Source organism: Streptomyces sp. STR69 (assembly GCF_024519455.1).
Lineage (GTDB): Bacteria > Actinomycetota > Actinomycetes > Streptomycetales > Streptomycetaceae > Streptomyces.
Genome location: NZ_JALJRY010000016.1, coordinates 46,865 through 73,383 on the forward strand (window position 1 = coordinate 46,865; position 26,519 = coordinate 73,383).

The window sequence follows — 26,519 nt, forward strand, 5'->3', positions numbered from 1 at the left end:
GCCGACCGACCGAAAGATGTTCGAGGCGAGGCACACCATGGACGCTCCGACCACCACGTCGGCCGACAACGGCCCGTCCGGCGGCGGAAGCGGCAACGGCGGAGGCGGCTGGTTCACGCCACGCAAGCAGCCGGAGGTGCCTCCGGGCGAGGAGCGGGAGACGACAGGGGTACGGCGTCCGGCCGTGATGCGACCGGTGCGCAGGTCCGCGGCGGGTGTCAACGAGCCTCCGCCCGCAGCGAGTTCGGATCGGTCCGCGCAGAGCGCCGACGGCGCCGCGCCGGAGCCGCACGGCCACGGTTCGCAGCCGGGCGGTCCGCCCGGCCAGGAGCGAATACCGCCGACCGTGACCGCCCCTCATCCCTTCACCCCGGCTCAGCCTCCGTCTGCCGTACCTGCGCAGCCCTTCGTTCCCGCTCAAGCCTCGTCTCCCGCACCTCGGTCGCCCTTCCCCCCTGCTCAAGCGCCCCCTCCCGTACCCCCGTCACCCGCGCAGCCGTTGCCCTCCATGCCCGTTCAGGCCCTGCCTCCCGCGCGGTGGTCGGCCGCACCCGTGCCGCCCGTCGTCGCGACGGATTCGGCGGCCGTCGTGCATGTGCCCGCCCAACGGTCTTTCGCCACCGTCACCGAGAACGCATCCCCGGACGCAGTGCTCATCCGCCGGACCATGGCCGAAGTCGCCCCGGTGGCCGACAAGGTCACCTCGTACTTCTACGCGCTGCTCTTCGTACGCCACCCCGAGCTGCGGTCGCTGTTCCCTGCGGCGATGGACACCCAGCGGGACCGGTTGCTCAAGGCGCTGCTCACCGCGGCCGAGCACATCGACAACACCGAGGTCCTCGTCGCGTATCTGCAGAACCTCGGCCGTGGGCACCGTAAGTACGGCACCCGGCCCGAGCACTATCCGGCCGTGGGCGAGTGCCTCATCGGTGCGCTGAACAAGTACGCCTCCGGTATCTGGGACGCCGAGACGGAGGCAGCCTGGGTCCGGGCGTACACGACGATCTCGCAGGTCATGATCGACGCGGCTGCCGCGGACGAACTGCGCGCCCCGGCCTGGTGGCACGCGGAGGTCGTCACCCACGATCTCAGGACCCGGGACATCGCGGTCGTCACCGTCCGCCCCGACCAGCCCTACCCGTTCCTTGCCGGGCAGTACACGAGCCTGGAGACGCCCTGGTGGCCGCGGATCTGGCGGCACTACTCCTTCGCCTCGGCGCCCCGTTCGGACGGACTGCTGACTTTCCATGTGAGGGCCGTCCCGGCGGGCTGGGTCTCGAACGCGCTGGTGCACCGCGCCCGGCCCGGTGACGTCATCCGGCTCGGTCCGCCGGCCGGCTCGATGACCGTGGACCACACCACCGACAGCGGGCTGCTCTGCCTGGGCGGTGGCACCGGCATAGCGCCGATCAGGGCACTGGTCGAGGACGTGGTCGAGCACGGCGCGCGGCGACCGGTGGAGGTGTTCTACGGGGCCCGTACCGACCACGACCTCTATGACATCGACACGATGCTCCGGCTCCAGCAGGCGTATCCGTGGCTCACGGTCCGGACGGTCGTCGACCAGCAGGCGCATCTCCAACTCCCGGACGCCATACGGACGTACGGGCCGTGGGGCGGGTACGACGCCTATGTCTCGGGCCCGCCCGGAATGATCCGCAGCGGGGTCGATGCTCTGAAGGACGTCGGCATCCCGGCCGAGCGCATACGGCACGACTCGGTCGAGGAGCTGGTGGCCGCCGGGGACTGATCCGGCGCCGGAGAGGTCAGCCGAGGTCGGGGGCGTGCATCGCGCGGACCCCTTCGATGTTGCCGTCCAGATAGTGCCGCAGGGACAGGGGCACGAGATGGACGGACGCGATGCCTACCCGGGTGAACGGGACTCTGACGATCTCGTACTCGCCGAGGGGAGCGTCCACTTCGGGGCCGTGGCGCAGCGCCGGGTCCATGGACTCCAGGTGGCAGACGAAGAAGTGCTGGACCTTCACGCCGGTTGCCGTGGCGTCCGCGCCGATGTGTTCGACGGTGTCCACGAAGCAGGGAACCACGTCAGTGATCTTGGCGCCGAGCTCCTCGTGCACCTCACGGTGCAGGGCATCGACGACGGTTGTGTCCTCGGGCTCGACTCCGCCACCGGGCGTGACCCAGTAGGGATCCACACCGGGCTTGGTGCGCTTGATCAGGATCAGGTCGTCGCCGTCGAGGAGAACGGCACGTGCGGTGCGCTTGACCACGGGTCGGACGGTCATGGGAGAAATGTGGCCCGGCTGGTTCCACGTGAAACATCGCGAAACGTCACCTTGACGGTTCAGAGCGTGACATTCGGCGCCGTCGAGGCGAAGCGACGACAAAGTGCCTGGTCAGCCCCATCCGGTGGCCGCGCGGTGCAGCCACTCGTGGGCCCGGGCGATGTGCGGCATCGCGAGAGTTCCGGTGCGCACGACCAGGAAATACGTCCGCAGGGGTGGTACCGCCGGTTCGTGGAGCGGGACGACCTCGCCGCGTTCCAGTGCGAGGGCGCACAGATAGCGGGGCAGCACCGCGAGTCCGGCGCCCGCGGTCGCGCAGGCGAGCACCGCGCGCAGGTCGGGCACGATGACGCTGCCCGAGGCGGCCGGGCGGGAGTCGAAGACGGACGCCCAGTACCGGGAGACGAAGGGCAGCGACTCGTGCACCTCGACCACGGGGAGGTCGTCCAGGGCCGGTGCGTCCATGCGATCGAGCTTCGCGGAGCCGGTGCCGGAGCCGGAACGGATCTGTTCGGCCCGCTGCGGAGCGGCGACCAGGACGTGCTCCTCGTCGCAGAGCGTTGTCGCCGTGAGCAGGGCACCTCGTGGACGGGCCGTGCTGATGGCCAGATCATGATGTCCGGCGGCCAGTCCCTCCAGGGTTTCCTCGGCGTTCCCGAAGGACGCCCGCAGTGCGAAGGACTGGCCGTCGTCGCCGGTCAGCTCCGTGAGCGCGGGCAGCGCCCGCTCGGCGGTGAACTCGGGGGGCCCGGCGAGATGCAGGGTGCGCAGGGAGGAGTCGTTGTCGGGACCGGTCTCGGCTATCTCCACGAGGGCGTCGAGATGCGGCGCGGCCTTGTGCGCGAGTTCGTCGCCCATGGTCGTGGGGGTGACTCCACGGGCCTGGCGCAGGAACAAGGGGCGGCCCAACTGCCGTTCCAGGGTGCGGATCTGGGACGTCACCGCGGGCTGCGAGAGACCGAGCAGGGCTGCGGCACGAGTGAAGGAGCCGGCCCGGTGCACGGTCACGAACGTGCGCAGCAAGGCCAGGTCCATGGCACGCACTCTCCTTTCCCCACCCTTCTTCCGGCCCCGGGCAGGGCCCAACTATAAATAAGTCGATAGGTCTCTGTCGCTACTGTGATTGGACACTGACACAGAGTCAACTAGCCTTGTGCGCGCGGTTCTTCGCGCGCAGAACCGAGGACGGTCCGAGCCACGAGGGGGGAGGCTCGGACCGTCCGTTGTGCGTAGCCGGACACCGACCGGCGGTACGTAAAGCGGTCACCGCGCCGACTCGTCCAGCGCACGCAGCACATCGGCCACCAGGTCCTCGGGGTCCTCGGCGCCCACCGAGAAGCGAACGAAGCCCTCCGGTACCGCGTCCCCTCCCCAGCGTCCCCGGCGTTCGGCGGTGGACCGCACCCCGCCGAAACTCGTCGCGTCGTCCACGAGCCGCAGCGCGTCGAGAAAACGCTCGGCACGCGCGCGCGTGGGCAAGGTGAACGAAACCACACATCCGTAGCGCCGCATCTGCCGCGCGGCGACCTTGTGCGAGGGATCGTCGGGCAGCCCCGGATAGCGCAGCCCCGTGACGTCGTCCCGTCCTCGCAGGGCCTCGGCGAGGATCAGCGCGGTGGCGTCCTGCCGGTCCACCCGCAGCTGGAGCGTGGCGATCGAGCGGTGCGCGAGCCAGGCCTCCATGGGCCCGGGAATCGCGCCGACGACCTTGCGCCAACGGCGTACGGCGGTCATCGCGGAGGCGTCGGTTCCGGAGACGTATCCCAGGAGGAGGTCCCCGTGCCCGGTGAGTTGCTTGGTGCCGCTCGCCACGGCGAAGTCGGCGCCCAGTTCCAGCGGGCGCTGTCCCAGGGGTGTGGCGAGGGTGTTGTCGACGGCCACGAGGGCGCCACGCGTGTGTGCCGCCTCGACGAGCCGACGGATGTCGCACACGTCGAGTCCGGGGTTCGAGGGGGTCTCGATCCACAGCAGTTTCGCGCCGTCGAGAAGGTCGAGCTGGGCGTCCCCGCCGGTCGGCGCGGTGCGCACCTCGATGCCGTACGCCTCCAACTGGGCGCGCACCAGGGGCAGTACCTGGTAGCCGTCGTTCGGCATGACGACCGTGTCGCCGGCGCGCAGCTGGGAGAAGAGCACCGACGAGATGGCGGCCATGCCGGAGGCGAACACGAGGGTCTCGACGCCGTTCAGCTCCGGCGCCTCCAGCTCGCCGATGGCGCGCTCCAGGTGGGTCCAGGTCGGGTTGTCGTCGCGGCCGTAGCTGTACGGGCCCGTCACCTCGCCCGGGAGATGGAAGTGTGCGGCGAACACCGGTCCGGGCAGGGTCGGTTCGTGCCTGACGGGCTCGGGCAGACCGGCCCGCACCGCGAGCGTGCCGTCCCCGGCACCGCCTCTGACACCTCCGTCTGTAGCGGAATCACTCATATCGCTCGTCCCTCCACTTCCTCGCGTACCGCGGCGAGCAGGCCTTCGCTCGCCGCCTCCACCATCTCAAGACACTCCTCGAAGCCGTCCAGACCCCCGTAGTACGGGTCCGGTACGTCGAGGTCGTCGCCGGCGGCGGGGTCGTAGGAGCGCAGCAGGTGGACCTTCTGGGCGTCCTGCTCGGTCGGGGCGAGATGGCGCAGGGTCTTGCGGTGACCGGAGTCGAGGGCGATGACGAGGTCCAGGCGGGCGAACCGGGAGGCCTGGAACTGGCGTGCGACATGGTCGGTCCCGTAGCCGTGCTCCTCCAGGACGGCGACGGCGCGCGGATCGGCGCCGTCGCCCTCGTGCCAGCCGCCGGTGCCCGCGCTCTCGACCTCGACCCGATCGTCGAGCCCGGCCTCCACCACCCGCGCGCGGAAGACCGATTCGGCGATCGGGGAGCGGCAGATGTTGCCGGTGCAGACGAAGCTGACGCGGTAGGTCATCGCGCGCTCAGTCCCCGTCGGGGAGGGCGAGGTTGAGCGCCCAGGAGACGACCGAGATGATCAGGCCGCCCAGGACGGCCGTCCAGAAGCCGTCGACGTGGAAACTCAGGTCGAGCTTGTCGGCCAGCCACGAGGTGAGCATCAGCATCAGCGCGTTGACCACCAGGGTGATCAGACCGAGCGTCAGGATGAACAGCGGGAAGGTCAGCAGCTTGACGATCGGCTTCACGAGGAAGTTGACCAGGCCGAAGACCACGGCGACGAGGAGCAGGGTCCAGACCTTCTTGAAGGTGCTGTCGCCGGTCAGGGTGATCTTGTCGATGAGCCATACGGCGACCGCCAGGGCGCCCGCGTTGGCGATCGTCTTGACTAGAAAATTCTTCATGTGTCTGATCGTGACAGAAGAGATCGAATCCGAGCGTGGACGAGGGCGATGAAGGCATTCCGGTTGGATGAACTGGAGGCGGAGCGTGCCGCCAACGACGGGGCATACCTGCAGTTCCTGCGCGAGAAGAACATGTCGGTCGGCCTGTACGCGCTCGACTCGGGCGAACACGACCGGCAGCAGCCGCACAACCAGGACGAGGTGTACTTCGTCGTGAGCGGCCGTGCCGCGATCACCGTCGGCATGGAGACCACCCAGGTGGCGCGCGGCAGCGTGGTCTACGTGCCGGCCGGGGTGGCCCACAAGTTCCATCACATCAGCGAGGACCTGCGGGTGCTGGTGGTGTTCTCGCCGCCGGAGGCCTGACTCTCCCCCTGAAGCCTGACCCTGCGTCTCAGGGTTCCCTAGGGGAACGGTCAGGGGAGGACAAGGGATGCGAGGCCCCCGTTCTGCCTTCGGCCGCCCTAGCATCGAGTGCAGGACATCAGAGATCCGGTACAGCAGTACCGGACACCGACAGGACCCGGTGCGAGCGACGGGCGGAGAGGTAAAGGACGAGGGCGATGCGAGAGATCTTCGGCGGACTGCCGTGGTGGGTGAAGTGGGTCGCGGTGCCGGTCATCGCCCTGGTCGTGTTCGGCGGGCTGATAGCGACCGTCGTGGGCTTTGTCATCGGACTGCTCTTCAAGGCGCTGGTCTTCGTGGCGCTGGTCGGCGGACTGATCTACGTCGTGCGGAAGTTCACGGCGGGTTCCTCCTCACGCAGCGACTGGTGAGGCCCTGCTGGGCAACCGGTGATCGGTAACAGGAATCACCGGTTCCCTCGGGCGGGGGAAGTTTTCCGGACAGGCCGTCTGCAGGCGGTGGTGGGCGGTTACAGTCCGGAATTCGACGCGGGGACGAACCCCGCGGGCGGCGCACACCCTCCCCGTGTTCCCCGCACGGGCTGCCCTCTCGCGCTCCGGAAGTGACCCTTGGCCACGGTTGACACCGCATCCGTAGAACCGCACGCACCTCCCACCCAGCCCGGCCCGCCGACATGGCCGAGTTCAGTGGCGATCCCCGCCCAGCTGCGCCCCGTGGCGACCCCGCCGCGGCAGCGCTCCGCGACGGCCCCCGAGGCGCAGCCCCAGTCGGCAGCCACCCTCATCGGCTCCGTGCAGCGGGCGATGCGGCTGCTGGAGTCCGTCGCCGCGCACGAACACGGAGCCCCCGCAAAGCAGTTGGCCCGCGAGACCGGCCTGGCGCTGCCCACGACCTACCACCTGCTGCGCACCCTCGTGTACGAGGGCTATCTCCGGCGTGACAAAGGGCTGTTCTTCCTCGGCGAAGCGGCCGAGAGGCTGAGCAGCAGCGGAGCGCAGGAGAAACGTCGCAGCACGCTCGTGGACGCGCTGGCGGCCTGGCGGGATTCGATCGGTGTACCGGTCTACTACGCGATGTACCGCGACGGCGAGATCGAGGTCATGTGCGTCGCCGACACCCCGGGCAACCCGGCGGTCGAGGAGTGGGCCGACTTCCGTGAGACGGGGCACGCGCACGCGATCGGCCAGTGTCTGCTGGCCCAGTTGGACGAGGACGCCCGGCGCGACCACCTCGACCGCTACCCCGCGCGGTCCCTCACGCCGTACACCGTGCGGGACGGTCACTCCCTGCTGCGGCGCGTGGACCGGATGCGGCGGATGGAGCTGGTGGTGGAGCGTCAGGAGTACGCGCTGGGGACGGTCTGCGCGGCGATTCCGATCACGCTCGGCAGCACTGCCGCCACGATGGCCATTTCTCTCCCCTCGCATCAGGCCGATCGTCTGCTGGCCGCTGCTCGGCAGTTGCAGACCGAGGTCGGCAGGCTGCTGGGGTCGCTCGCGCTCTCTATCAGTATCTGAAAACTTACTCCTTGTGATCTGTTGTGTACGTTCAGCAATATTCCTTCAGTGTCACGGGGATCATTCCCGGCCAGTCGGCGGCAATTGACGGGATAGGCGATGCGCGAGTCCGTACAGGCAGAGGTCATGATGAGCTTCCTCGTCTCCGAGGAGCTCTCCTTCCGTATCCCGGTCGAACTGGGCTACGAGACGTCCGATCCGTACGCCGTACGGCTGACCTTCCATTTGCCGGGAGATGCCCCGGTGACCTGGGCTTTCGGCCGGGAGCTGCTGATCGACGGGGTGGGACGGGCGTCCGGGGACGGCGATGTCCGGATCGAGCCGGTTGATCCCGAGACGCTGGGCGAAGTGCTGATCAGGCTTCAGGTGGGCGGCGACCAGGCGCTGTTCCGCACCGGCGCGGCTCCGCTGGTGGCGTTCCTCGACCGCACCGACCGGCTGGTTCCGCTCGGCCAGGAGGGTGCGCTCGCGGATTTCGACGCCCACCTCGACGAGGCACTGGACCGCATCCTGGCGGAGGAGCAGAGCGCCGGCTGACGCGTTGTCATGGCGGCGGGGGGAGTTGGCGTAACGCTTCGCCAAGGGTCCGGAAGCCCCTGGAGGCATCTGGGGAGCCCTGAAAGGCCTGCGGGGCCGAGAGGTCCGGGAGCGGCCTGGGAAGCCCGGGAGGAGCCCGGAGGGCCGCAGTAACGCTTCTGCGTGGCCCCAGGTAGCGGTACTGCCGTCCTCAGTGCTTGCGGCGTCGGCCCTTCCCGCCCCGCGCCGGCCCGGACTTGGCACCCGGCGCCGCAGCGGGTGTGGCACCGGGCGCCGCCGTGGCCGCCACCGCAACCCCCGCCGGAGCCGGGGTGGAGCCGGGCCGGTCCGCCGAGACCACCAGGGCGGCGAGCGCTGTGGTGACCGGTACCGAAGCGACCAGGCCGATCGAGCCCACCAGCGTGCGCACGATCTCCTCGGCGACCAACTCGCTGTTGGCGACCGACCCCACGCTGCTCTGCGCGATGGAGAAGAGCAGCAGCAACGGCAGGGCGGCACCCGCGTAAGCGAGGACGAGGGTGTTGACGACGGACGCGATGTGGTCCCGGCCGATCCGGATACCGGCGCGGTACAGCCCGCGCCAGCCCATCGACGGGTTGGCCTCGTGCAGCTCCCAGACCGCCGACGTCTGCGTGACCGTCACATCGTCGAGTACACCGAGCGAACCGATGATGACGCCGGCGAGCAGCAGACCGCTCATGTCGATCGACGGGTACAGCCCGTGGATCAGGCCCGTGTTGTCGTCCGTGTTGCCGGTCAGCGCGGCCCAGCCGATGAACACTGAACCCAGGACACCGATCAGCACCAGCGACATCAGCGTGCCGAGCACCGCCACGGACGTGCGGGCCGACAGCCCGTGGCACATGTAGAGGGCGATCAGCATGATGGCGCTCGATCCGACCACCGCCACGATCAGCGGGTTCGAGCCGTGCAGGATCGCGGGCAGGATGAAGAAGTTGAGGATCATGAAGCTGATGGCCAGCGCGACCAGTGCCATGACGCCGCGCAGCCGGCCCACCACCACGACGGCCAGTGCGAAGATGCCCGCGAGCAGCGCCATCGGGAACTTTCGGTTCACATCGGTGACCGAGTACTGCAGATCCCTGGGCGCGGAGGGCTCGTAGGCGACGACGACCTTCTCGCCCTGATGCAACTGCCGTGACTGGTCGGGCTGCACGATCTCCGTGAACGTGCGGCCCTTGTCCTTGCCCGTGTTGACCGTGACCGTGGCCTTCTTGCAGGTGCCGCCCGCCTCCTGCTGCGCCGAGGAGCCCTCGGCCGTGGAGGTGTCCCCGGTCGCGCCCCCGCCCGAGGCGTTCACCGAGGCGCAACTCACGCTGACGACCTTGGTGACGGTCGCCTGCTGCGTCTGCCGGTCGAAGCCGACGCCGGTGCGCTTGTGGGACGGGGCGCCGCCCGGCCACAGCACCACCATGCCGACCACGACCGCCACTGTGAACGGGATCAGGATCGCCGCGATGACCTTCCGGAGGTGACGCGAGACGGGGGCGGCCGGACCATGACTGTGCGAGTGGCCGTGCCCACCACCCGCGCCGGAACCGTGCCCGCCGTCCCCACCGGAGTTGTGGTCGTCCCCGGACCCGGAACCATGGTCGTCATCGGAACCGTGGCCGTGGTCATGGCCATGCGGCGGCCCGGTCGGCGGGTACGGGGGCTGCTGCGTCGTGGTCACCGCCCGATCATCGCAAGAACGCCGGAGGCCCACTGTTCACCGCGCCACATATGACGCTAGCGTGGAGGCACCTTTGCACACGCGGGAGCTCGGAGCACCGGGCTGAGAGGGCGCTGACCTCTGTCTCTGCGATGTTTCACGGGAAACGTCACCTGTATCGAGTGATGTTTCACATGAAACATCGGCTGACGGAAGCCGCTGCGTCGACCGCCGAACCTGTTACCGGGTAATGCCGGCGTAGGGAGTAGGTCTCGTGACCAACAAGGACGCACACACGCCTGCCTTCAGCCAGGACGAACAGCCCATTCCGGGCGAGGAGTCGGCGCGGGCCGAGCAGTCGACGGGGGCCGATCGGCCCACGGAGGCCGGGAAGTCCATCGGCTGGCACAAGGGGTACGTCGCGGGCTCGCGCCCCGATCTGCGAGTGCCGGTCCGTCAGGTGCACCTCACCAACGGGCAGGCCGTGACGCTGTACGACACCTCCGGCCCGTACACCGATCCGCTCGTCGACACCGACGTCCGCAGGGGGCTGGCGCCGCTGCGGGAGAACTGGATCATCGCCCGGGGCGACACCGAGGAGTACGCGGGCCGTCCCGTCCGCCCCGAGGACGACGGAATCAAGCACACGTCACCGCGCGGTGGACTCCGCAACCTCGACGCGGTGTTCCCGGGTCGCCCGCGGCAGCCGCGCCGAGGACGTGAGGGTACGGCGGTGACGCAACTCGCCTACGCGCGACGGGGCGAGGTCACACCCGAGATGGAGTTCGTGGCCGTACGGGAGAAGGTTTCGCCCGAGGTGGTCCGGGAGGAGATCGCGGCGGGGCGTGCAGTGCTGCCGGCCAACGTCAACCACCCCGAGATCGAGCCGATGATCATCGGCAAGCGGTTCCTGGTGAAGGTCAACGCCAACATCGGCAATTCCGCGGTCACTTCCTCCATCGAGGAGGAGGTCGAGAAGATGACCTGGGCGACCCGCTGGGGCGCCGACACGGTCATGGACCTGTCCACCGGCCGCAATATCCACACCACCCGCGAGTGGGTGCTGCGCAACTCCCCCGTCCCCATCGGCACGGTGCCGCTCTACCAGGCACTCGAAAAGGTCGACGGCCGTGCCGAGGAACTGACCTGGGAGATCTACAAGGACACGGTCGTCGAACAGGCCGAACAGGGCGTGGACTACATGACCGTCCACGCGGGCGTGCGGCTGCCGTTCGTACCGCTCACGGCGAACCGCAAGACCGGCATCGTCTCGCGCGGCGGCTCGATCATGGCGGCCTGGTGCCTGGCCCACCACAAGGAATCGTTCCTCTACGAGAACTTCGAGGAACTGTGCGAGATCCTCGCCGCCTACGACGTCACGTACTCGCTGGGCGACGGTCTGCGCCCCGGCTCGATCGCGGACGCCAACGACGAGGCACAGTTCGCCGAGTTGAGGACCCTCGGGGAACTCAACACGATCGCGAAGCGTTTCAACGTACAGACCATGATCGAGGGCCCGGGACATGTCCCGATGCACAAGATCAAGGAGAACATCGACCTTCAGCAGGAGATCTGTGATGAAGCTCCGTTCTATACGCTCGGCCCGCTGACGACGGACGTCGCGCCTGCGTACGACCACATCACTTCCGGCATCGGTGCCGCGATGATCGCCTGGTGGGGCACGGCCATGCTCTGCTACGTCACGCCCAAGGAGCACTTGGGCCTGCCCAATCGTGACGACGTCAAGACCGGCGTCATCACCTACAAGATCGCCGCCCACGCAGCCGACCTCGCCAAGGGGCACCCAGGTGCACAGGAGTGGGACGACGCGCTGTCCGACGCCCGCTTCGAGTTCCGTTGGGAGGACCAGTTCAACCTGGCCCTCGACCCGGTCACGGCACGGGAGTTCCACGACGAGACACTGCCGGCGGAGCCGGCCAAGACGGCGCACTTCTGCTCGATGTGCGGGCCGAAGTTCTGCTCGATGAAGATCTCCCAGGACATCCGCCGCGAACACGGTGGCACCAAGGCCGAGGTTGAAGAGGGCATGGCGCGGAAGTCGAAGGAGTTCGCGGCGGCGGGCAACCGGGTGTATCTGCCGATCGCCGACTGATGACGAGCGGCTGGGTCGGACCCGGCCTAGTTCTTCGGTGAGTCCTTGGCCGGCTTGTCGCACAGGGCGTGGTCGACGAGGGTGCCTGTCGCGCGGTTGAGGGCGGTGAGGTCCGGGGGTGCGGTGGTGGTCGTGATGGAGACGGTCACCGCGCGCCTGCCGTCGGCGCTCACCGCGGGGCGGGTGTTGACGCCGACTCCGTCGCCCTCGTGGGTGTAGTAGGAACCGCCGCAGGAGAGCGGGATCTTGCGCAGGCCGAGGCCGTAGGTGCCCTCGGGCATCTCGGCCACGTCCTCCGGGTCGTCGGTCCGCTGCACGGTCTGCCGCATCTCGCGCCACTGTGCGGCGGGGAGCAGCCTGCCGTCGGCCAGAGCCCGGAAGAAGGTGTTCAGGTCGGCGGTGGTGCTCACCACACCGGAGTCCGCGGTGTGCTGGAGGCTGTGATCCGTGACGTCGAGACGCTTGCCGTCGGCGGTCGTCAGGTACGCGTTCACGTGCGGGTCGGGCAGGAACGGGTCGAGCCCGGGGACGGAGGTGTTGCGCAGTCCGAGCTTCGCGATGATCCGGTGAGCGACCAGGTCCTGCCAGCTCGCGCCACCGGCTTTCTCGGCGATCATCCCGGCCAGCAGGTAGTTGGTGTTGGAGTACGTCCATCGGGTGGCTCCGTCCGGCTGCGGGACGAAGAGCGGGTGGTGCTTCATCGCGATCGCGACCATGTCGGCCGCCGGGGTGGTGTCGTAGCGGATCTCGTCGAGGTGGTTGAACAGGCGGTCCTGGATCTCCGGGTCGTCGATGTAGTCGTACAGGCCGCTGGTCTGGCGGAGCAGGTCGCGGACGGTGATGCGGGTGCCGTCGTTGCCGTTGCCCGTGACGACTCCCGGCAGCCAGTGCTCGACGGTGTCGTCGAGTGACAGCCGTTTCTCCGCCGTGAGTTGGAGGACGACGGTCGCCACGAACGTCTTCGTCGTGCTCGCCACACGGAAGTGCGCGTTCCAGGGGATCGGGGCCGTGGAGTCGGCCGCGCGGGTACCGATGCGGGCCATGAGGGGTGCGCCGTTCGGTCCGTCGACCCTGGCCAGCACGTTCACATCGCCGCCTCGGGCCTGCCGTACGGCTGCCAGGTCGCGCTGGAGCACGGCCTCGTCGTACACGTGGAAGGGGCGGTTCGGTGTCGGGTGTCCGGTGGTGGCGGTCGCTGCCATGGGTGAGCCCAGTGCGAGCAACGCCGCTGCCAGCACGGCGGCGCCGGTCTTCCTCGACGACGGTGTCTGCATGTCCGAATCCCCCGTTGATCCTGGTCCTGATCGGTGACGATCACCAGCCAACCCGATCAAGACGCGGGGGAGGATGGGGCTGCCCGCCGAATGCGGGGTCCAGGTAACCCCCTACGAGTCCGTCGCGGCTGACCCCGCTGGACGTCGTAACGGAAGAGACAAGATCACACGTGCCGCGATCAAGGTCTCCACCCGGTCTCTACCCTGCCTGGCATGGGTGGGATCGATCTGGCCAACGGGGTAGTCGGCGCGGTGCTGGGCATGCTGGTCGCGGTGCTGTTCCAGGATCCGATACAGAACGGCTGGTACCGGCTGCGCGCCCGTTCGAAGAGCGCGGTACGCGGTCTGCGCCGGCGGGAGGAGTCCAGCCCGGCGTGGCAGACGTTCTCCCTCGGTCCGCTTCACACCTCTGCCCTGATAGTCGAGGGCGACGGGGAGTCGTCCATACAGGCGCAAGCCGTTTACATCCAGGTATTGGACCAGGAAATCGAGCTGCCCCCGGACATGGTGGGCTGGCGGGCCGAGATCGAGGAAGAAAGCGCGCGCCTGCAGGCAGAGGGCCGAACACCGTTGTGGAACGGACCGCGATACGCGGTCGAGACGGTCGGTATTTCCCGAACCGCGCTCGACGAACAGCCGGAAATCCATCTGCGTCTGCGTCCGACGGACTACTACACTTTCCTCGCGGCCCAGCAATTGGACCGTCGGCTGTCCGACGGGACCACCCCTCGTTCGCGCTATCTCGATCCCGAGGACCCGCTGTCGGCACCCGCATTTCTGCAATGCAGTTTCGCGGTGAACATCGCGGTGGTGACGGCCGACGACATGCTGATCGTCAGTCAACGCAGCAACAGGGTCCGTATGGCCCCGGGCGTCTGGAACTCGTCCGTGAACGAGGGCATGTCACGGCATATCGACTCGTCCGGCAGGAACGCCCCGGATCTGCACGCGGTCGCACGGCGCGGCATGCGCGAGGAACTGTCCATAGAACCGCACGAGTACGCACTCGACATGCTCGCCTTCGTGCTGGACATCGAGAAGCGTCATTGGAGTGCTCACTTCTACGCCCGCCTCAAGGACGTGAGTTGCGTCGATATGCAGGCGCGAATGAGCAGAGGGGTGGCGGACAGATGGGAACACCAGACCATCGATTTCGTTCCGTTCCGCCCTTCGGCGGTGATCAAGTACATGTTGCGCGCCGATCGCATTCACCGGTGGGCCCCTGTCGCACCGGCGCTCTTCCATCTCGCACTGGTACACGTCCACAGCCGCGCCCCGGTGGAAAGGGCCGCAGCGCAGATAATTCGCCGAATTCAGTGAATTCGGTCAATTCAATTAATTCGGGTGTTCGGCTTGCGCTCCCCTGGGTGGGGGCGCAAGCCGAGGGGCTACTCCGGCGCGTGCTCGGGCCCCCCGAAGTCCGGGCTGCTGAAGTCCGGGCTGCTGAAGCTCGGTCGGTGACCCGGCTCCGGGCCGTCGTCGGGGCTGGAGAAGCCCGGACGGTCGTAGCCGAGGTGCGGCATGCGACTCGGTGCCGAGGGTGTCGTACGGCGTCGTGCCGTCGTGCCCGGGGCCGCGAGCGCCTCCTGGAGGAACGGCAGGATGCCGCGCTCCAGAAGGGCGTCGTGCCAGGCTTCCCTGGCCCGGGTCACCTCACCGCCCGACTCGCCGTAGGGGTCGGTGTCGAACGTCGGCCGGTTGCGCAGGGCCGTGAGCAGCAGGCCGATGGCGGCGACGAGGATCGCCGCGGCGGTCATCGCGCCGAACACCCAGCCGGCGGTGAGCATGGTCTGCGCGAACGCGGGCTCGGGGGTGAGCATCTTGAGGATGTAACCCACGAGCAGGAATATCGCCGCGGCCGTGCCGGCGAGGACGGGGGTGAGGACGGCGGCGACGGCGACGGCACCCGCACCCTCGGCAGCCTCCCCCAGGGTGGTGGCGAGCCCCATCGCGCCCACGCCGCCCGGCTCCGCGGAGCCGGTCTCGTGGACGGACGACGGGGTGGACGACGCCGGCTGGCGCAGTTCCTCGCGGACCTTCACGTAGTGCTGGTACTCGGTCGCCGCGGCCGCCGTGATGAGTGCGGTGGCGTTCAGCGCCATGGTGCGCAGCTGTTCGGGGTTGAGCCGCTTACCGACAGCGGCCAGTTCCGGGCGGGTAGGGGCGGAGCGCAGCGCCTCGTCGAGGATCCGCTCGTACTCCTGGCGGTCCTCGCTGTGCAGGTGCTGCGGAACGCTGTTCATGTGCATCCCCCGATGCTCCGTAGGGCTTGGGGCTCGCATGCCAACGAGCCGTCGGGCAGAAACGGAGGGGAGCCTGCTACGGATAAGCCGATGGTAGAGCGGCGACGGCACACGGTGACAGGGGGTTTCCAGAAATTGGCCCCTGGCCAGCGCTGTCGTCCGCCGGTCCTCCGAGGGGGACGTCTGCCCGTTAAACGCTCAGATATCCAACGGCAGTTGCTGGACCAGCAGTTTTCCGGCCATGGTCACTCCACCGTCCATCGCGATGGCGAGTCCCTCGGCGTAGACGTGCGGTCCCTCGACCACGGGGCCGGCGGTGTCCTCGCCGTCCTCGGAACCGACATCGCCCAGGAGATAGGGAATCGGGCTGTGGCCGTGCACGATCCGGGTCCCGCCGTACATGTCGAGCAATGAGCGGACATGTTCGGCACCTCCCTCGTCGCGGAAGGAGAAGCGTTTGGTGAACTTGCGGAACACGTCCCACACCTCGTCCGCGTCGTTGCGCGTGAGGGTCTCGCGGACGTTGTCGTTGACCGCCTCGATCGAGTCGCCGTAGTCGAGGTAGGCGGTGGTGTCGGAGTGGACGAGCAGATGGCCGTCGACCTGCTCCATGGCGTCCAGCCGGGACATCCACTGCAGGTGGACGTCCTGGAGGCGGTCCATATCGGTCTTCTGGCCGCCGTTGAGCAGCCAGGCCGCCTGGAAGGTGGCGGTGCCCGCGCCGGAGTTGACGGGGGTGTCGCCGAACCGCTTGGCGCCGAGCAGCAGTAGCTCGTGGTTGCCCATGAGGGCCTTGCAGTAACCGCCGGCCGCTGCGGCTTCGGCGGACAGCCGCATCACCAGGTCGATGACGCCGATGCCGTCCGGCCCGCGGTCGGTGAAGTCGCCGAGGAACCAGAGCCGCGCGGTGCCCGCGCACCAGCTGCCGGCCGAGTCGATCAGACCCTTCTCCCGCAGTGCGTCCACCAGTTCGTCGAGGTAGCCGTGCACATCCCCTACGACGAACAGCGGACCGGGACCCTCCGACTGCCGCGGGATGCCCACCGACGCCGGGTCCACCGCGACCTGAACCGTGTCACCCCGATGGATGACCGGCAGATCGCGCCGGGTGGGCGTGTAGCCCTCCGGATAGACCTCCTCGAAGGCCTCGTCAAAGGCCTCCTCGTCGGGTCGTACGGCGCCGCCGGGCTGCGCGCTGTCGGCGTACGGACCGGTCTCGTGGACGTATGCCGGCACCCGGAAGTCGCGCAACGTCGCCGTGCGCTCCATCTCGGGTCCCTGACCGGCCCCCTGAGTCATCGACCCCTCCACCATCACGCCGCGTCTGCACCGCGTCGGACTGCCTGGTCGCAGCGGCCCGCGGTGTCGTGGGCCCATCATAGGAATGCGGATCGCGCCATGTGATGACCCAGGGGTGGTGAATCAGAGCAGGACTCCGGTTCACCGTGGCTTTCGCCCCGATTGGGCAGGTCTTCGACCACTCGACCAGCACCCGAGGGACGATCGGTTCCCGCCGGAAGGGCGGCTGGATTTCGCCGGTGCGGTTGCCTCCGGCGGTTGCCATCCTCCACCTCCGAGTTCGTTGAGAGCGCCGACCTTCGCCTGCCGACTCCGGTACGACTGTCAGCCGACGCTTCCCGACTTCGGTGCGGACGCCGACCGCCGACGCCGGTGCCGGGTGGGTGCCTGGGCGCCGTAGAAGTGGGGGCGGTGCAGGGGGCAGGGCAGGCGGTACGGGCCGAACGGCGCCGGGTGGGAGTCCCGGTACCGTTCGGCCCGTACCGGAGCCCGAGGGAGGCATCTGGGCATCGCCCGCCCGCCCTCCGCTCCGCCCCGAGAGGTGCCCGGCACCGCGCCCACCCCCTCACCGAGCCCGTCATGGTGTCCTCCCTCACTCGGCCCCACCCGTCAAGGCGCAGGCCGCGAGAAAGGGCGCAGTGCCGATCCGTCCCGGCTACGACCCCGCCCTCGCCCGTCACCACACGCTGAGCAGCCCTCGGGGCGGGCAAACGGACCGTCGGGCGGTCAACCCACCGGCAGACCGGCAGACGAACCCCACTGCCCCAAAGGCCGGTTCTGCCCGCTCGCTCGACCAACTCACCGGCCGGGCGACCGGCCGACCGGCCGGATCAGGTCCGGCCGACCGCAGTCCCACCGCCAGACCTGACGACAGCTCACCGCCGGACCGACTGGCGGACGGGCCCGCCCGCCCTACTTCCCCTCCGGCGACCGAGGTGGGCTGACCGTCGTCCGGGGTGGGCGGCGCTGGGACGACGTGCGGATGATCAGTTCGGTCGGTATCACCTGCTCGATCGGCAGATCCGAATCGACCCCCTCGATGGCGTCGATGAGGAGCTGCACCACCGCCGTTCCGATGCGTCGCGGCTTCAGCGAGAGAGTGGTGATCGGCGGCTCGGTGTTGGCGTACACCGTGGACTCGCTGCAGCACACCAGCAGCAGATCCTCCGGCACCCGCATCCCGTAGCGACGGGCGGCGGCCAGCAGATCCGTGCCGTTGGGGTCGAACAGGCCGTAGACCGCGTCGGGCCGGTCGGGCCGGGCGAGCAGCCGGTCGGCGGCGACGGCGCCCGCGCACGGATCGTGCGCCGGATAGGACTCGTACACCGGATCCTGGCCCACCCGCTCGCACCAACGCAGGTATGCGGTGGTCGAGAGATGTGTGTACGTGTCCGTGCTCGTGCCCGTGAGCAGGCCGATCCGGCGGGCGCCGGCGTCGGCCAGGTGGTCGAGGATGCCGAGGACGGCGGCCTCGTGGTCGTTGTCGACCCAGGCGGTCACCGGGAGCGAGCCGGCCGGGCGGCCGTCGGAGACGACCGGTAAACCCTGCCGGACGAGCTCGCTGACCACCGGGTCCTGGTCGGACGGGTCGATGACGACCGTGCCGTCCAGGGCGACGTTCGACCACACGTCGTGGCGCGAGGTCGCGGGGAGGATCACGAGGGCGTAGCCGCGGGCGAGCGCGGCCGAGGTGGCGGCGCGCGCCATCTCGGCGAAGTACGCGAATTCGGTGAAGGTGAAAGGTTCATCCCCGTACGTCGTGACGGTCAGGCCGATGAGGCCCGATTTCCCGGTACGGAGCGTGCGAGCCGCCGCGGAGGGCCGATAGCCCAGCCGGTCGGCCACTTCGCGGACATGGCGTCGGGTGGCGTCCGGGAGCCGGCCCTTGCCGTTGAGGGCGTCGGAGACGGTCGTGATGGAGACTCCGGCCGCGGCGGCCACGTCTCTGATTCCCGCCCGGCCCGGCCGGCTTCCTCGACGAGAGGTTTCCGCGCGGCTCACCTGGTGCTTCCCTGCTGCTGTCATGGCGAGCCGATAGTAGGGCTCATGCGGTGGGGTAGTGCGGACGCATATGCACGCGTTGACAGGCACGTTTCTGCAAGGTCAGGAAGGGTCAACTACCTTAGAAACAAAGTCAGTTAAACGCTTCGATGGCATTACGTGACTTGTCGGCGCGCATGGGCCTGCCAAGTCCCCGATGTTTCGAAGAGGTCTCAACTCACCTGTACGAGGGATGCGCGCCACGGCGTGAGCTACCAGCGCATAGATATATGTACAGCGCGCCCCCAGTTCGTGCGCCTTCGTGCGGTGTTGCCCCTGATGCGCATGTGACGTGTGAGGCGGTCATGGCCGGTGCCCGGAGGCCGCTGACCCGGACGCGATCTGTACGCGTCGGCGTCGAATCCTCATAAGGTGAGCAGTATTGGAATCCGGTGGTGGTCACAAGGAGGACTGCGGTGAGCGAGACGAGCCCCAAGCTGCGCGCCGAGCTGGAGGGTATCCCCACCTACAAGCCGGGCAAGCCCGCCTCGGTGGACGGTCCGGTGGCCTACAAGCTGTCCTCCAACGAGAACCCGTACCCGCCGCTGCCCGGTGTCATGGAGAGCGTGACGGCGGCTGCCGCGTCCTTCAACCGGTACCCGGACATGGCCTGCACCGGCCTCATGAACGAGCTGGCGGAACGGTTCGGCGTCCCGGTCTCCCACCTGGCCACCGGCACCGGCTCGGTCGGTGTGGCCCAGCAGTTGATCCAGGCGACCGCCGGCCCCGGTGACGAGGTCATGTACGCCTGGCGCTCCTTCGAGGCGTATCCGATCATCACGCGGATCAGCGGTGCCACGGCTGTGCAGGTGCCGCTGACCCCGGGCGATGTCCACGACCTCGACGCGATGGCCGACGCCATCACCGACCGGACCCGGCTGATCTTCGTCTGCAACCCCAACAACCCGACGGGCACGGTCGTACGGCGGGCCGAGCTGGAGCGCTTCCTGGACCGGGTGCCCGGCGATGTGCTGGTCGTACTGGACGAGGCGTACCGGGAGTTCATCCGGGACCTGGAGGTGCCGGACGGCGTCCAGCTCTACCGTGACCGGCCGAACGTCTGCGTCCTGCGCACCTTCTCCAAGGCCTACGGCCTCGCCGGGCTGCGCGTCGGTTTCGCGATCGCCCACGAGCCGGTGGCGGCGGCGCTGCGCAAGACGGCGGTGCCCTTCGGGGTGAGCCAGCTCGCGCAGGACGCGGCGGTCGCCTCGCTGCGCGCCGAGGACGAACTGCTCGGCCGGGTCGGCTCGTTGGTGAGCGAGCGCACCCGCGTGGTCGACACGCTGCGTGCCCAGGGCTGGACGGTCCCGGAGACCCAGGCCAACTTCGTGTGGCTACGGCTGGGGGAGCGCACGCTCGACTTCGCGGCGGTGTGCGACCAGGCGGGCGTGGTGGTGCGGCCGTTCGCGGGTGAGGGCGTGCGGATCACGATCGGGGAGACCGAGGGCAACGACATCTTCCTGAAGGTGGCGGAGGGGTTCCACAAGGAGCTGTGACGGACGGCCAGTACGTGCCTGCGGGGCGCCTTGGTTCCACGTGAAACCAAGGCGCCCCGCGCGCTATGGGCCGACCGGCCCCGGCTGGTGTGACGTACGGGACTGCCTTAGGGACCCCCTGCCCATTACTCATCGAACGGGCATGCGTCATAATTGCTTGTGAATGTGAACGCGTTCACAAGCGTGTCCTGCTTGTCCAGTGATGCGTGAGACATAAGGGGCAAACTGCCGCTGTGACCACGGCGACATAAGGAGATTGACGACGTGGATTTGGCTCTGGCGCCGGAGACACTGGCGCGATGGCAGTTCGGCATCACCACCGTCTACCACTTCCTGTTCGTCCCGCTGACGATCTCGCTCGCCGCTCTCACGGCCGGGCTGCAGACCGCGTGGGTGCGCACGGAGAAGGAGAAGTACCTCAGGGCCACCAAGTTCTGGGGCAAGCTCTTCCTGATCAACATCGCCATGGGTGTCGTCACGGGCATCGTGCAGGAGTTCCAGTTCGGCATGAACTGGTCCGCCTACTCGCGGTTCGTCGGTGACATCTTCGGGGCCCCGCTCGCCTTCGAGGCGCTGATCGCGTTCTTCTTCGAGTCCACCTTCATCGGGCTGTGGATCTTCGGCTGGGACAAGCTGCCCAAGCGCATCCACCTGGCCTGCATCTGGATGGTCTCGATCGGCACGATCCTCTCGGCGTACTTCATCCTCGCGGCCAACTCGTGGATGCAGCACCCCGTCGGCTACAAGATCAACAAAGCCAAGGGGCGTGCCGAACTCACCGACTTCTGGCACGTGCTGACCCAGAACACCGCGCTCGCGCAGGCCTTCCACACGCTCTCCGCGTCTTTCCTGACCGGCGGCGCGTTCATGGTCGGCATCGCGGCCTTCCACCTGTTCCGCAAGAAGCACATCTCGGTGATGAAGACCTCGCTGCGGCTGGGCCTGATCACCGTCACCATCGCCGGCCTGCTCACCGCCGTCAGCGGTGACACCCTCGGCAAGGTCATGTTCAAGCAGCAGCCGATGAAGATGGCCTCCGCCGAAGCCCTGTGGGACGGCCAGGACTCGGCACCCTTCTCGATCTTCGCCTACGGCGATGTCAGCAAGGGCCACAACACCGTCGAGCTCTCGATCCCCGGGATACTGTCCTTCCTCGCCGACGACGACTTCAGCTCCTACGTCCCCGGCATCAACGACACCAACAAGGCCGAGCAGGCGAAGTACGGTCCCGGTGACTACCGGCCCATCATCCCCGTCACCTTCTGGGCGTTCCGCTGGATGATCGGCTTCGGCATGGCGTCCTTCGCCATCGGTGTGGCCGGACTCTGGCTGACCCGCAAGAAGTTCATGCTGCCCCAGCATCTGCGGGTCGGCGACGACGAGGTCCCGAACGTGGTCCTCTTCAAGAAGAAGGCCCTCGGCCCGAAGCTGACCAAGCTCTACTGGCTGGTGTCCATCTGGACCCTCGGCTTCCCGCTGATCGCCAACTCCTGGGGCTGGATCTTCACCGAGATGGGCCGTCAGCCCTGGGTCGTCTACGGCCTCTTCCAGACCCGTGACGCCGTCTCCCCCAGCGTTTCCCAGGGCGAGGTTCTCACCTCGATGATCGTCTTCACCTCGCTCTACGCGATCCTCGCCGTCATCGAGGTCAAACTGCTCGCGAAGTACGTCAAGGCCGGCCCGCCCGAACTCACCGAGGCCGACCTCAACCCGCCCACGAAGATCGGCGGCGACTCCCAGGACGCCGACAAGCCGATGGCCTTCTCGTACTAGGCCCAGGGAGCTGCAACAGCAATGGAACTTCACGACGTCTGGTTCGTCCTCATCGCCGTCCTGTGGACCGGCTACTTCTTCCTGGAGGGCTTCGACTTCGGGGTCGGCATCCTCACCAAGCTGCTCGCCCGGAACCGCACCGAGAAGCGGGTGCTGATCAACACGATCGGCCCGGTCTGGGACGGGAACGAGGTCTGGCTGCTCACGGCCGGCGGCGCGACCTTCGCCGCCTTCCCTGAGTGGTACGCCACCCTCTTCTCGGGCTTCTACCTCGCCCTGCTGATCATCCTGGTCTGCCTGATCGTCCGGGGCGTCGCCTTCGAGTACCGGGCGAAGCGGCCCGAGGAGAACTGGCAGCGCAACTGGGAGACGGCGATCTTCTGGACCTCGCTGCTCCCCGCGTTCCTGTGGGGTGTCGCCTTCGGCAACATCGTGCGGGGCGTGAAGATCGACAAGAACTTCGAGTACGTCGGCACCTTCTGGGACCTGCTCAACCCGTACGCGATCCTCGGTGGCCTGGTCACGCTGACGCTGTTCACGTTCCACGGCGCGGTGTTCACGGCGCTCAAGACCGTCGGGGACATCCGGGTGCGGGCACGGAAGCTGGCCCTTCAAGTCGGTCTCGTCACCGCCCTGTTGGCGCTGGCCTTCCTGATCTGGACCCAGGTCGACAGCGGTGACGGCAAGAGTCTGGTCGCCCTGATCGTGGCCGTCGTCGCGCTGGTCGCGGCGCTGGGGGCGATCCAAGTCGGGCGCGAGGGCTGGTCGTTCGCGTTCTCCGGGGTCACGATCGTGGCCGCCGTCGCGATGCTCTTCCTGTCGCTCTTCCCGAACGTCATGCCGTCCTCGCTCAACGCGGACTGGAGCCTCACGGTCACCAACGCCTCGTCGAGCCCGTACACCCTGCGGATCATGACCTGGTGCGCGGGGATCGCCACCCCGATCGTCCTGCTCTACCAGGGCTGGACGTACTGGGTGTTCCGCAAGCGGATCGGTACGCAGCACATCGCCGAGGCAGCGCACTGAGTCCGGATTGGGGCATGTTTCACGTGAAACATGCCCCGTCGGGACCTCCTGAGAAGAGGGTGTGTTTCACGTGAAACCAATCGACCCACGTCTGCTCCGATACGCCCGCGCCACCCGCCTCTTCCTGATGGCGGTCGTCGGCCTGGGTGCCATCGGGGCGCTGCTGGTCATCGCCCAGGCGATGCTCATCGCCGAGGTCGTGGTCGGTGCCTTCCAGCACGGCAAGTCCGTGAGTGAACTCGGCACTCCCCTGCTGCTGTTGGTCGCTGTCGCGGGCGGCCGTGCCCTGGTCTCCTGGCTCACCGAACTCGCCGCCCACCGAGCCAGCGCCTCCGTGAAGTCGGAGCTACGGCGACGGCTGCTGGAGCGTTCGGTGGAGTTGGGCCCCGGATGGCTGAGTGGGCAGCGGACCGGGTCGTTGGTCGCCCTCGCCACGCGAGGTGTCGATGCCCTCGACGACTACTTCTCGCGCTATCTCCCGCAGTTGGGGCTCGCGGTGGTCGTCCCGGTGGCGGTGCTGGCGCGGATCGTCACCGAGGACTGGGTCTCGGCGGCGATCATCGTTGGCACCCTGCCGCTCATCCCGCTCTTCATGGTGATGATCGGCTGGGCCACGCAGTCCCGCATGGACCGTCAGTGGCAGTTGCTCTCCCGGCTCTCCGGGCATTTCCTGGACGTGGTCGCGGGGCTGCCGACCCTGAAAGTGTTCGGGCGGGCCAAGGCGCAGGCCGAGTCGATCCGGCGGATCACCGGCGAGTACCGGCAGGCGACCATGCGCACGCTGCGGATCGCCTTCGTCTCCTCGTTCGCCCTGGAACTCCTGGCCACCCTCTCCGTGGCCCTGGTCGCCGTGACGATCGGCATGCGGCTCGTGCACGGCGACATGGACCTCTACATCGGTCTCGTCGTCCTCGTCCTGGCCCCCGAGGCGTATCTGCCGCTGCGCCAGGTGGGCGCCCAGTACCACGCGGCGGCGGAGGGCCTCGCGGCGGCCGAGGAGATCTTCTCGGTACTGGAGACACCGGTACCGGCCACGGGAACCACCGAAGTGCCCTCCGACGCCCTGGCCTTCGAAGGCGTGACGGTCCGGTATCCCGGGCGGTCCGTGGACGCTGTGTCGGACGTGTCCTTCGCCGTGGAACCCGGTGAGACGGTCGCCCTCGTCGGCCCGAGCGGTTCGGGCAAGTCCACATTGCTGAACGCCCTGTTGGGGTTCGTACGGCCCGCCGAGGGCCGGGTGCGGGTCGGGGGAGTCGATCTCGCCGACGCCGACCTGGAGCGGTGGCGGTCCCGGATCGCCTGGGTACCGCAACACCCGCAGCTGTACGCCGGGACGATCGCCGAGAACGTACGGCTCGCCCGGCCCGACGCCGACGACACCGCCGTACGGCGGGCGTTGGCCGATGCGGGTGCCCTGGAGTTCGTGGACGCGCTGCCCGAGGGCATCGGGAGCGTGCTCGGTGAGGACGGGGCCGGACTGTCCGCCGGGCAGCGGCAGCGGCTCGCGCTCGCCCGGGCCTTCCTCGCCGACCGGCCCGTCCTGCTCCTCGACGAGCCGACGGCCGCGCTGGACGGGGCGACCGAGGCCGAAGTGGTCGAGGCGGTACGGAGGTTGGCGGTCGGACGGACGGTCCTGCTCGTGGTGCACCGGCCGGCCCTGCTGGCGGTGGCGGACCGGGTGGTGCGGGTGGCGGAGGGCGAGGCCGCGGTTCGCGCGGAGGCCGCACCGGCGCTCGCTGACACGACACCGGCGGTGCTGGAAGGTTCCGAAGCCTCCGCCGAGCCGGAGACCCGGCTCGCGGCACACACGGGCAGCGTCCTCTCCCGCGTCCGTGCGATGTCCGGTGCCCGGCGTGGCCGCCTCGCCCTGGCACTGCTGCTCGGAAGTCTCGCGCTGGGCAGTGCTGTTGGGCTCATGGCCACCTCGGGGTGGCTGATCTCGCGGGCCTCGCAGCAGCCGCCCGTGCTGTATCTGATGGTGGCGGTGACGGCGACCCGGGCCTTCGGGATCGGGCGGGCCGTGTTCCGGTACGCGGAGCGGCTCGTGTCGCACGACGCGGTGCTGCGGATGCTGGCCGACACCCGGGTCGCCGTCTACCGGCGTCTTGAACGGCTGGCGCCCGCCGGGCTGCGTGACACCCGCCGGGGCGATCTGCTGTCCCGTCTCGTCGCCGACGTGGACGCGCTCCAGGACTACTGGCTGCGCTGGCTGCTGCCCGCCGGGGTCGCGGCCACCGTCTCCGCGGCGACGGTCGGTTTCACGGCCTGGCTGCTGCCCGAGGCCGGTGCCGTGCTCGCGGTGGGTCTCCTCGCGGCCGGCGTCGGCGTTCCGCTCGTGACCGGTGCCGTGGCCCGCCGTGCCGAACGGCGGCTGGCCCCGGCTCGCGGAGTGCTTGCCATCCGCGTGACCGAACTGCTCACCGGCACCGCGGAATTGACGGTCGCCGGAGCACTGCCCGCCCGTACCGCCGAGGCCGGACGCGCGGACGGCGTACTCACCCGGATCGCCTCCCGCGCCGCCACCGCCACCGCGCTCGGCGACGGCCTCACCGCGCTGATTTCCGGCCTGACCGTCGCCGCCACCGCACTGGTGGCCGCCCAGGCCGTCGCCGCGGGAAGGCTCGGCGGTGTGGTGACGGCCGTCGTCGTCCTCACCCCGATCGCCGCCTTCGAGGCCGTCCTCGGACTGCCCCTCGCCGTGCAGTACCGGCAGCGGGTCCGCAAGAGCGCGGAGCGTGTGTACGAGGTCCTGGACGCCCCCGAGCCCGTACGGGAACCGGAGCGGCCCCGCCGGGCGCCCGCGACACCCTTCCCGCTCGTCGTGCAGGGACTGGCCGCTCGCCACACCGGACAGGACCGCGACGCGCTCGCCGGGCTCGACCTGACGCTGGAGAAGGGGCGCCGGGTCGCCGTGGTCGGATCCTCCGGGTCCGGCAAGACGACGCTGGCACAGGTGCTGCTGCGCTTCCTCGACGCGGACGCCGGTTCGTACACGCTGGCCGGCGAGGACGCCTACGCCCTGGACGGCGACGACGTACGACGGCTCGTCGGGCTGTGTGCCCAGGACGCGCACCTCTTCGACAGTTCGGTGCGGGAGAACCTGCTGCTGGCGAAGAAGGACGCGACCGAGGACGAGCTGCGGGCCGCGCTGGCGCGGGCCCGGCTGCTCGACTGGGCCGACGGGCTGCCCGCCGGGCTGGACACGCTCGTCGGTGAGCACGGGGCGCGGCTGTCCGGCGGGCAGCGGCAGCGGCTGGCCCTCGCCCGCGCGCTGCTCGCCGACTTCCCGGTCCTCGTGCTCGACGAGCCCGCCGAGCACCTGGACCTGGCGACCGCCGACGTCCTCACCGCCGATCTGCTGGCCGCCACGGAGGGCCGTACGACCCTGCTCATCACGCACCGGCTGGCGGGACTTGAGGACGTGGACGAGGTGATCGTGCTGGACGAGGGACGGGTCGTACAGCGGGGGCCCTATGCCGAACTGGCCTCGGCGGATGGACCGTTGCGGGGGATGGCGGAGCGGGAGGCGGAGTCGGAGCTGCTGGTGGCGGCGGGGTAGGGAGGCTCGCGGCCGAGGCGCTCGACTTTCCGTGACAAAGGGGACTTATTAGGCTCGGGGT

Annotated in this window: 21 protein-coding genes and 1 riboswitch; of the genes, 11 read left to right on the forward strand and 10 right to left on the reverse strand. The window is 68.9% G+C overall.

Annotation, left to right across the window (positions count from 1 at the left end):
• Nucleotides 1–16 precede the first annotated feature (16 nt).
• On the forward strand, nt 17–1,750 hold the full coding sequence (locus tag OC490_RS28145) for a globin domain-containing protein (RefSeq protein WP_262060817.1): 1,734 nt from the start codon (nt 17–19) through the stop codon (nt 1,748–1,750).
• A gap of 16 nt (nt 1,751–1,766) precedes the next feature.
• Here OC490_RS28145 and OC490_RS28150 read toward each other — a convergent pair whose 3' ends face one another.
• From OC490_RS28150 to OC490_RS28170, 5 genes are all read right to left on the reverse strand, one after another.
• Nucleotides 1,767–2,249, reverse strand: coding sequence for an NUDIX domain-containing protein (locus OC490_RS28150; protein WP_019073392.1), 483 nt, complete (start codon nt 2,247–2,249; stop codon nt 1,767–1,769).
• A gap of 111 nt (nt 2,250–2,360) precedes the next feature.
• Nucleotides 2,361–3,284, reverse strand: coding sequence for a LysR family transcriptional regulator (locus OC490_RS28155; RefSeq protein WP_262060818.1), 924 nt, complete (start codon nt 3,282–3,284; stop codon nt 2,361–2,363).
• Between the two features lie 228 nt (nt 3,285–3,512).
• Nucleotides 3,513–4,670, reverse strand: coding sequence for a cystathionine gamma-lyase (locus OC490_RS28160; protein WP_262060819.1), 1,158 nt, complete (start codon nt 4,668–4,670; stop codon nt 3,513–3,515).
• Nucleotides 4,667–5,158, reverse strand: coding sequence for a low molecular weight protein-tyrosine-phosphatase (locus OC490_RS28165; RefSeq protein WP_262060820.1), 492 nt, complete (start codon nt 5,156–5,158; stop codon nt 4,667–4,669). The genes OC490_RS28160 and OC490_RS28165 overlap by 4 nt, the downstream gene beginning before the upstream one ends.
• Before the next feature lie 7 nt (nt 5,159–5,165).
• Complete coding sequence (locus OC490_RS28170; protein WP_262060821.1) at nt 5,166–5,543, reverse strand: phage holin family protein; 378 nt, start codon at nt 5,541–5,543, stop codon at nt 5,166–5,168.
• Between the two features lie 48 nt (nt 5,544–5,591).
• Between OC490_RS28170 and OC490_RS28175 the strand changes: the two genes are divergently transcribed.
• The 4 genes from OC490_RS28175 (at nt 5,592) to OC490_RS28190 (ending at nt 7,963) form a co-directional block, all read left to right on the forward strand.
• Nucleotides 5,592–5,909, forward strand: coding sequence for a cupin domain-containing protein (locus OC490_RS28175; RefSeq protein WP_262060822.1), 318 nt, complete (start codon nt 5,592–5,594; stop codon nt 5,907–5,909).
• Between the two features lie 197 nt (nt 5,910–6,106).
• On the forward strand, nt 6,107–6,319 hold the full coding sequence (locus tag OC490_RS28180) for a DUF5326 family protein (RefSeq protein ID WP_093627959.1): 213 nt from the start codon (nt 6,107–6,109) through the stop codon (nt 6,317–6,319).
• A 198-nt stretch (nt 6,320–6,517) separates the two neighbouring features.
• Entirely contained in the window at nt 6,518–7,426 is a 909-nt protein-coding gene (locus OC490_RS28185; RefSeq protein ID WP_410099063.1) for an IclR family transcriptional regulator, read from the forward strand.
• Between the two features lie 99 nt (nt 7,427–7,525).
• Complete coding sequence (locus tag OC490_RS28190; RefSeq protein ID WP_262060823.1) at nt 7,526–7,963, forward strand: SsgA family sporulation/cell division regulator; 438 nt, start codon at nt 7,526–7,528, stop codon at nt 7,961–7,963.
• 190 nt (nt 7,964–8,153) lie between these two features.
• Here OC490_RS28190 and OC490_RS28195 read toward each other — a convergent pair whose 3' ends face one another.
• Nucleotides 8,154–9,656 carry a YibE/F family protein gene (locus OC490_RS28195; protein WP_262060824.1) on the reverse strand — a complete coding sequence of 501 codons (1,503 nt, stop codon included), beginning with the start codon at nt 9,654–9,656 and terminating at the stop codon, nt 8,154–8,156.
• Nucleotides 9,657–9,727: 71 nt separating this feature from the next.
• Nucleotides 9,728–9,917, forward strand: a riboswitch (TPP riboswitch).
• Between OC490_RS28195 and thiC the strand changes: the two genes are divergently transcribed.
• The gene (thiC, locus tag OC490_RS28200; protein WP_315986712.1) at nt 9,910–11,748 is read left to right on the forward strand and encodes a phosphomethylpyrimidine synthase ThiC; all 1,839 of its coding nucleotides are present in this window, start codon (nt 9,910–9,912) and stop codon (nt 11,746–11,748) included. (Overlaps the previous riboswitch by 8 nt.)
• 26 nt (nt 11,749–11,774) lie before the next feature.
• On the opposite strand, the gene OC490_RS28205 is transcribed toward thiC, so the two are convergent.
• The gene (locus tag OC490_RS28205; RefSeq protein ID WP_262060825.1) at nt 11,775–13,022 is read right to left on the reverse strand and encodes a serine hydrolase domain-containing protein; all 1,248 of its coding nucleotides are present in this window, start codon (nt 13,020–13,022) and stop codon (nt 11,775–11,777) included.
• Between the two features lie 213 nt (nt 13,023–13,235).
• On the opposite strand from OC490_RS28205, the gene OC490_RS28210 reads away from it, so the two are divergent.
• Complete coding sequence (locus OC490_RS28210) at nt 13,236–14,342, forward strand: hypothetical protein (RefSeq protein WP_262060826.1); 1,107 nt, start codon at nt 13,236–13,238, stop codon at nt 14,340–14,342.
• 68 nt (nt 14,343–14,410) lie between these two features.
• Here the strand turns inward: OC490_RS28210 and OC490_RS28215 are convergent, their stop codons facing one another.
• The 3 genes from OC490_RS28215 to OC490_RS28225 all read right to left on the reverse strand — a co-directional run bounded on the left by OC490_RS28215 (nt 14,411) and on the right by OC490_RS28225 (nt 18,589).
• The gene (locus OC490_RS28215) at nt 14,411–15,271 is read right to left on the reverse strand and encodes a hypothetical protein (RefSeq protein WP_262060827.1); all 861 of its coding nucleotides are present in this window, start codon (nt 15,269–15,271) and stop codon (nt 14,411–14,413) included.
• Nucleotides 15,272–15,463: 192 nt separating this feature from the next.
• On the reverse strand, nt 15,464–16,564 hold the full coding sequence (locus tag OC490_RS28220; RefSeq protein ID WP_315986713.1) for a metallophosphoesterase: 1,101 nt from the start codon (nt 16,562–16,564) through the stop codon (nt 15,464–15,466).
• 912 nt (nt 16,565–17,476) lie between these two features.
• On the reverse strand, nt 17,477–18,589 hold the full coding sequence (locus tag OC490_RS28225; protein WP_093627967.1) for a LacI family DNA-binding transcriptional regulator: 1,113 nt from the start codon (nt 18,587–18,589) through the stop codon (nt 17,477–17,479).
• Between the two features lie 431 nt (nt 18,590–19,020).
• Here OC490_RS28225 and hisC point away from each other — a divergent pair, with 431 nt between their 5' ends.
• The 4 genes from hisC to cydD all read left to right on the forward strand — a co-directional run bounded on the left by hisC (nt 19,021) and on the right by cydD (nt 26,458).
• Nucleotides 19,021–20,100, forward strand: a complete 1,080-nt coding sequence (gene hisC, locus OC490_RS28230) for a histidinol-phosphate transaminase (protein ID WP_262060828.1) — start codon at nt 19,021–19,023, stop codon at nt 20,098–20,100.
• Between the two features lie 264 nt (nt 20,101–20,364).
• Nucleotides 20,365–21,873 (forward strand): cytochrome ubiquinol oxidase subunit I, encoded by a 1,509-nt coding sequence (locus OC490_RS28235; protein WP_262060829.1) that lies wholly within the window; start codon nt 20,365–20,367, stop codon nt 21,871–21,873.
• A 21-nt stretch (nt 21,874–21,894) separates the two neighbouring features.
• The gene (cydB, locus tag OC490_RS28240) at nt 21,895–22,899 is read left to right on the forward strand and encodes a cytochrome d ubiquinol oxidase subunit II (protein ID WP_262060830.1); all 1,005 of its coding nucleotides are present in this window, start codon (nt 21,895–21,897) and stop codon (nt 22,897–22,899) included.
• A 70-nt stretch (nt 22,900–22,969) separates the two neighbouring features.
• Complete coding sequence (cydD, locus tag OC490_RS28245; protein WP_262060831.1) at nt 22,970–26,458, forward strand: thiol reductant ABC exporter subunit CydD; 3,489 nt, start codon at nt 22,970–22,972, stop codon at nt 26,456–26,458.
• Nucleotides 26,459–26,519: the final 61 nt, after the last annotated feature.

What these genes read in the sequence shown, in the direction of transcription:
- cydB (WP_262060830.1), top strand. Translation starts at nt 21,895, where the DNA reads ATGGAACTTCACGACGTCTGGTTCGTCCTCATCGCCGTCCTGTGGACC.
- OC490_RS28190 (WP_262060823.1), top strand. Translation starts at nt 7,526, where the DNA reads ATGCGCGAGTCCGTACAGGCAGAGGTCATGATGAGCTTCCTCGTCTCC.
- OC490_RS28150 (WP_019073392.1), bottom strand. Translation starts at nt 2,249, where the DNA reads ATGACCGTCCGACCCGTGGTCAAGCGCACCGCACGTGCCGTTCTCCTC.
- OC490_RS28210 (WP_262060826.1), top strand. Translation starts at nt 13,236, where the DNA reads ATGGGTGGGATCGATCTGGCCAACGGGGTAGTCGGCGCGGTGCTGGGC.
- OC490_RS28160 (WP_262060819.1), bottom strand. Translation starts at nt 4,670, where the DNA reads ATGAGTGATTCCGCTACAGACGGAGGTGTCAGAGGCGGTGCCGGGGAC.
- OC490_RS28155 (WP_262060818.1), bottom strand. Translation starts at nt 3,284, where the DNA reads ATGGACCTGGCCTTGCTGCGCACGTTCGTGACCGTGCACCGGGCCGGC.
- OC490_RS28165 (WP_262060820.1), bottom strand. Translation starts at nt 5,158, where the DNA reads ATGACCTACCGCGTCAGCTTCGTCTGCACCGGCAACATCTGCCGCTCC.
- OC490_RS28215 (WP_262060827.1), bottom strand. Translation starts at nt 15,271, where the DNA reads ATGCACATGAACAGCGTTCCGCAGCACCTGCACAGCGAGGACCGCCAG.
- OC490_RS28175 (WP_262060822.1), top strand. Translation starts at nt 5,592, where the DNA reads ATGAAGGCATTCCGGTTGGATGAACTGGAGGCGGAGCGTGCCGCCAAC.
- OC490_RS28205 (WP_262060825.1), bottom strand. Translation starts at nt 13,022, where the DNA reads ATGCAGACACCGTCGTCGAGGAAGACCGGCGCCGCCGTGCTGGCAGCG.
- OC490_RS28170 (WP_262060821.1), bottom strand. Translation starts at nt 5,543, where the DNA reads ATGAAGAATTTTCTAGTCAAGACGATCGCCAACGCGGGCGCCCTGGCG.
- OC490_RS28225 (WP_093627967.1), bottom strand. Translation starts at nt 18,589, where the DNA reads ATGACAGCAGCAGGGAAGCACCAGGTGAGCCGCGCGGAAACCTCTCGT.
- OC490_RS28220 (WP_315986713.1), bottom strand. Translation starts at nt 16,564, where the DNA reads ATGACTCAGGGGGCCGGTCAGGGACCCGAGATGGAGCGCACGGCGACG.
- OC490_RS28180 (WP_093627959.1), top strand. Translation starts at nt 6,107, where the DNA reads ATGCGAGAGATCTTCGGCGGACTGCCGTGGTGGGTGAAGTGGGTCGCG.
- OC490_RS28145 (WP_262060817.1), top strand. Translation starts at nt 17, where the DNA reads ATGTTCGAGGCGAGGCACACCATGGACGCTCCGACCACCACGTCGGCC.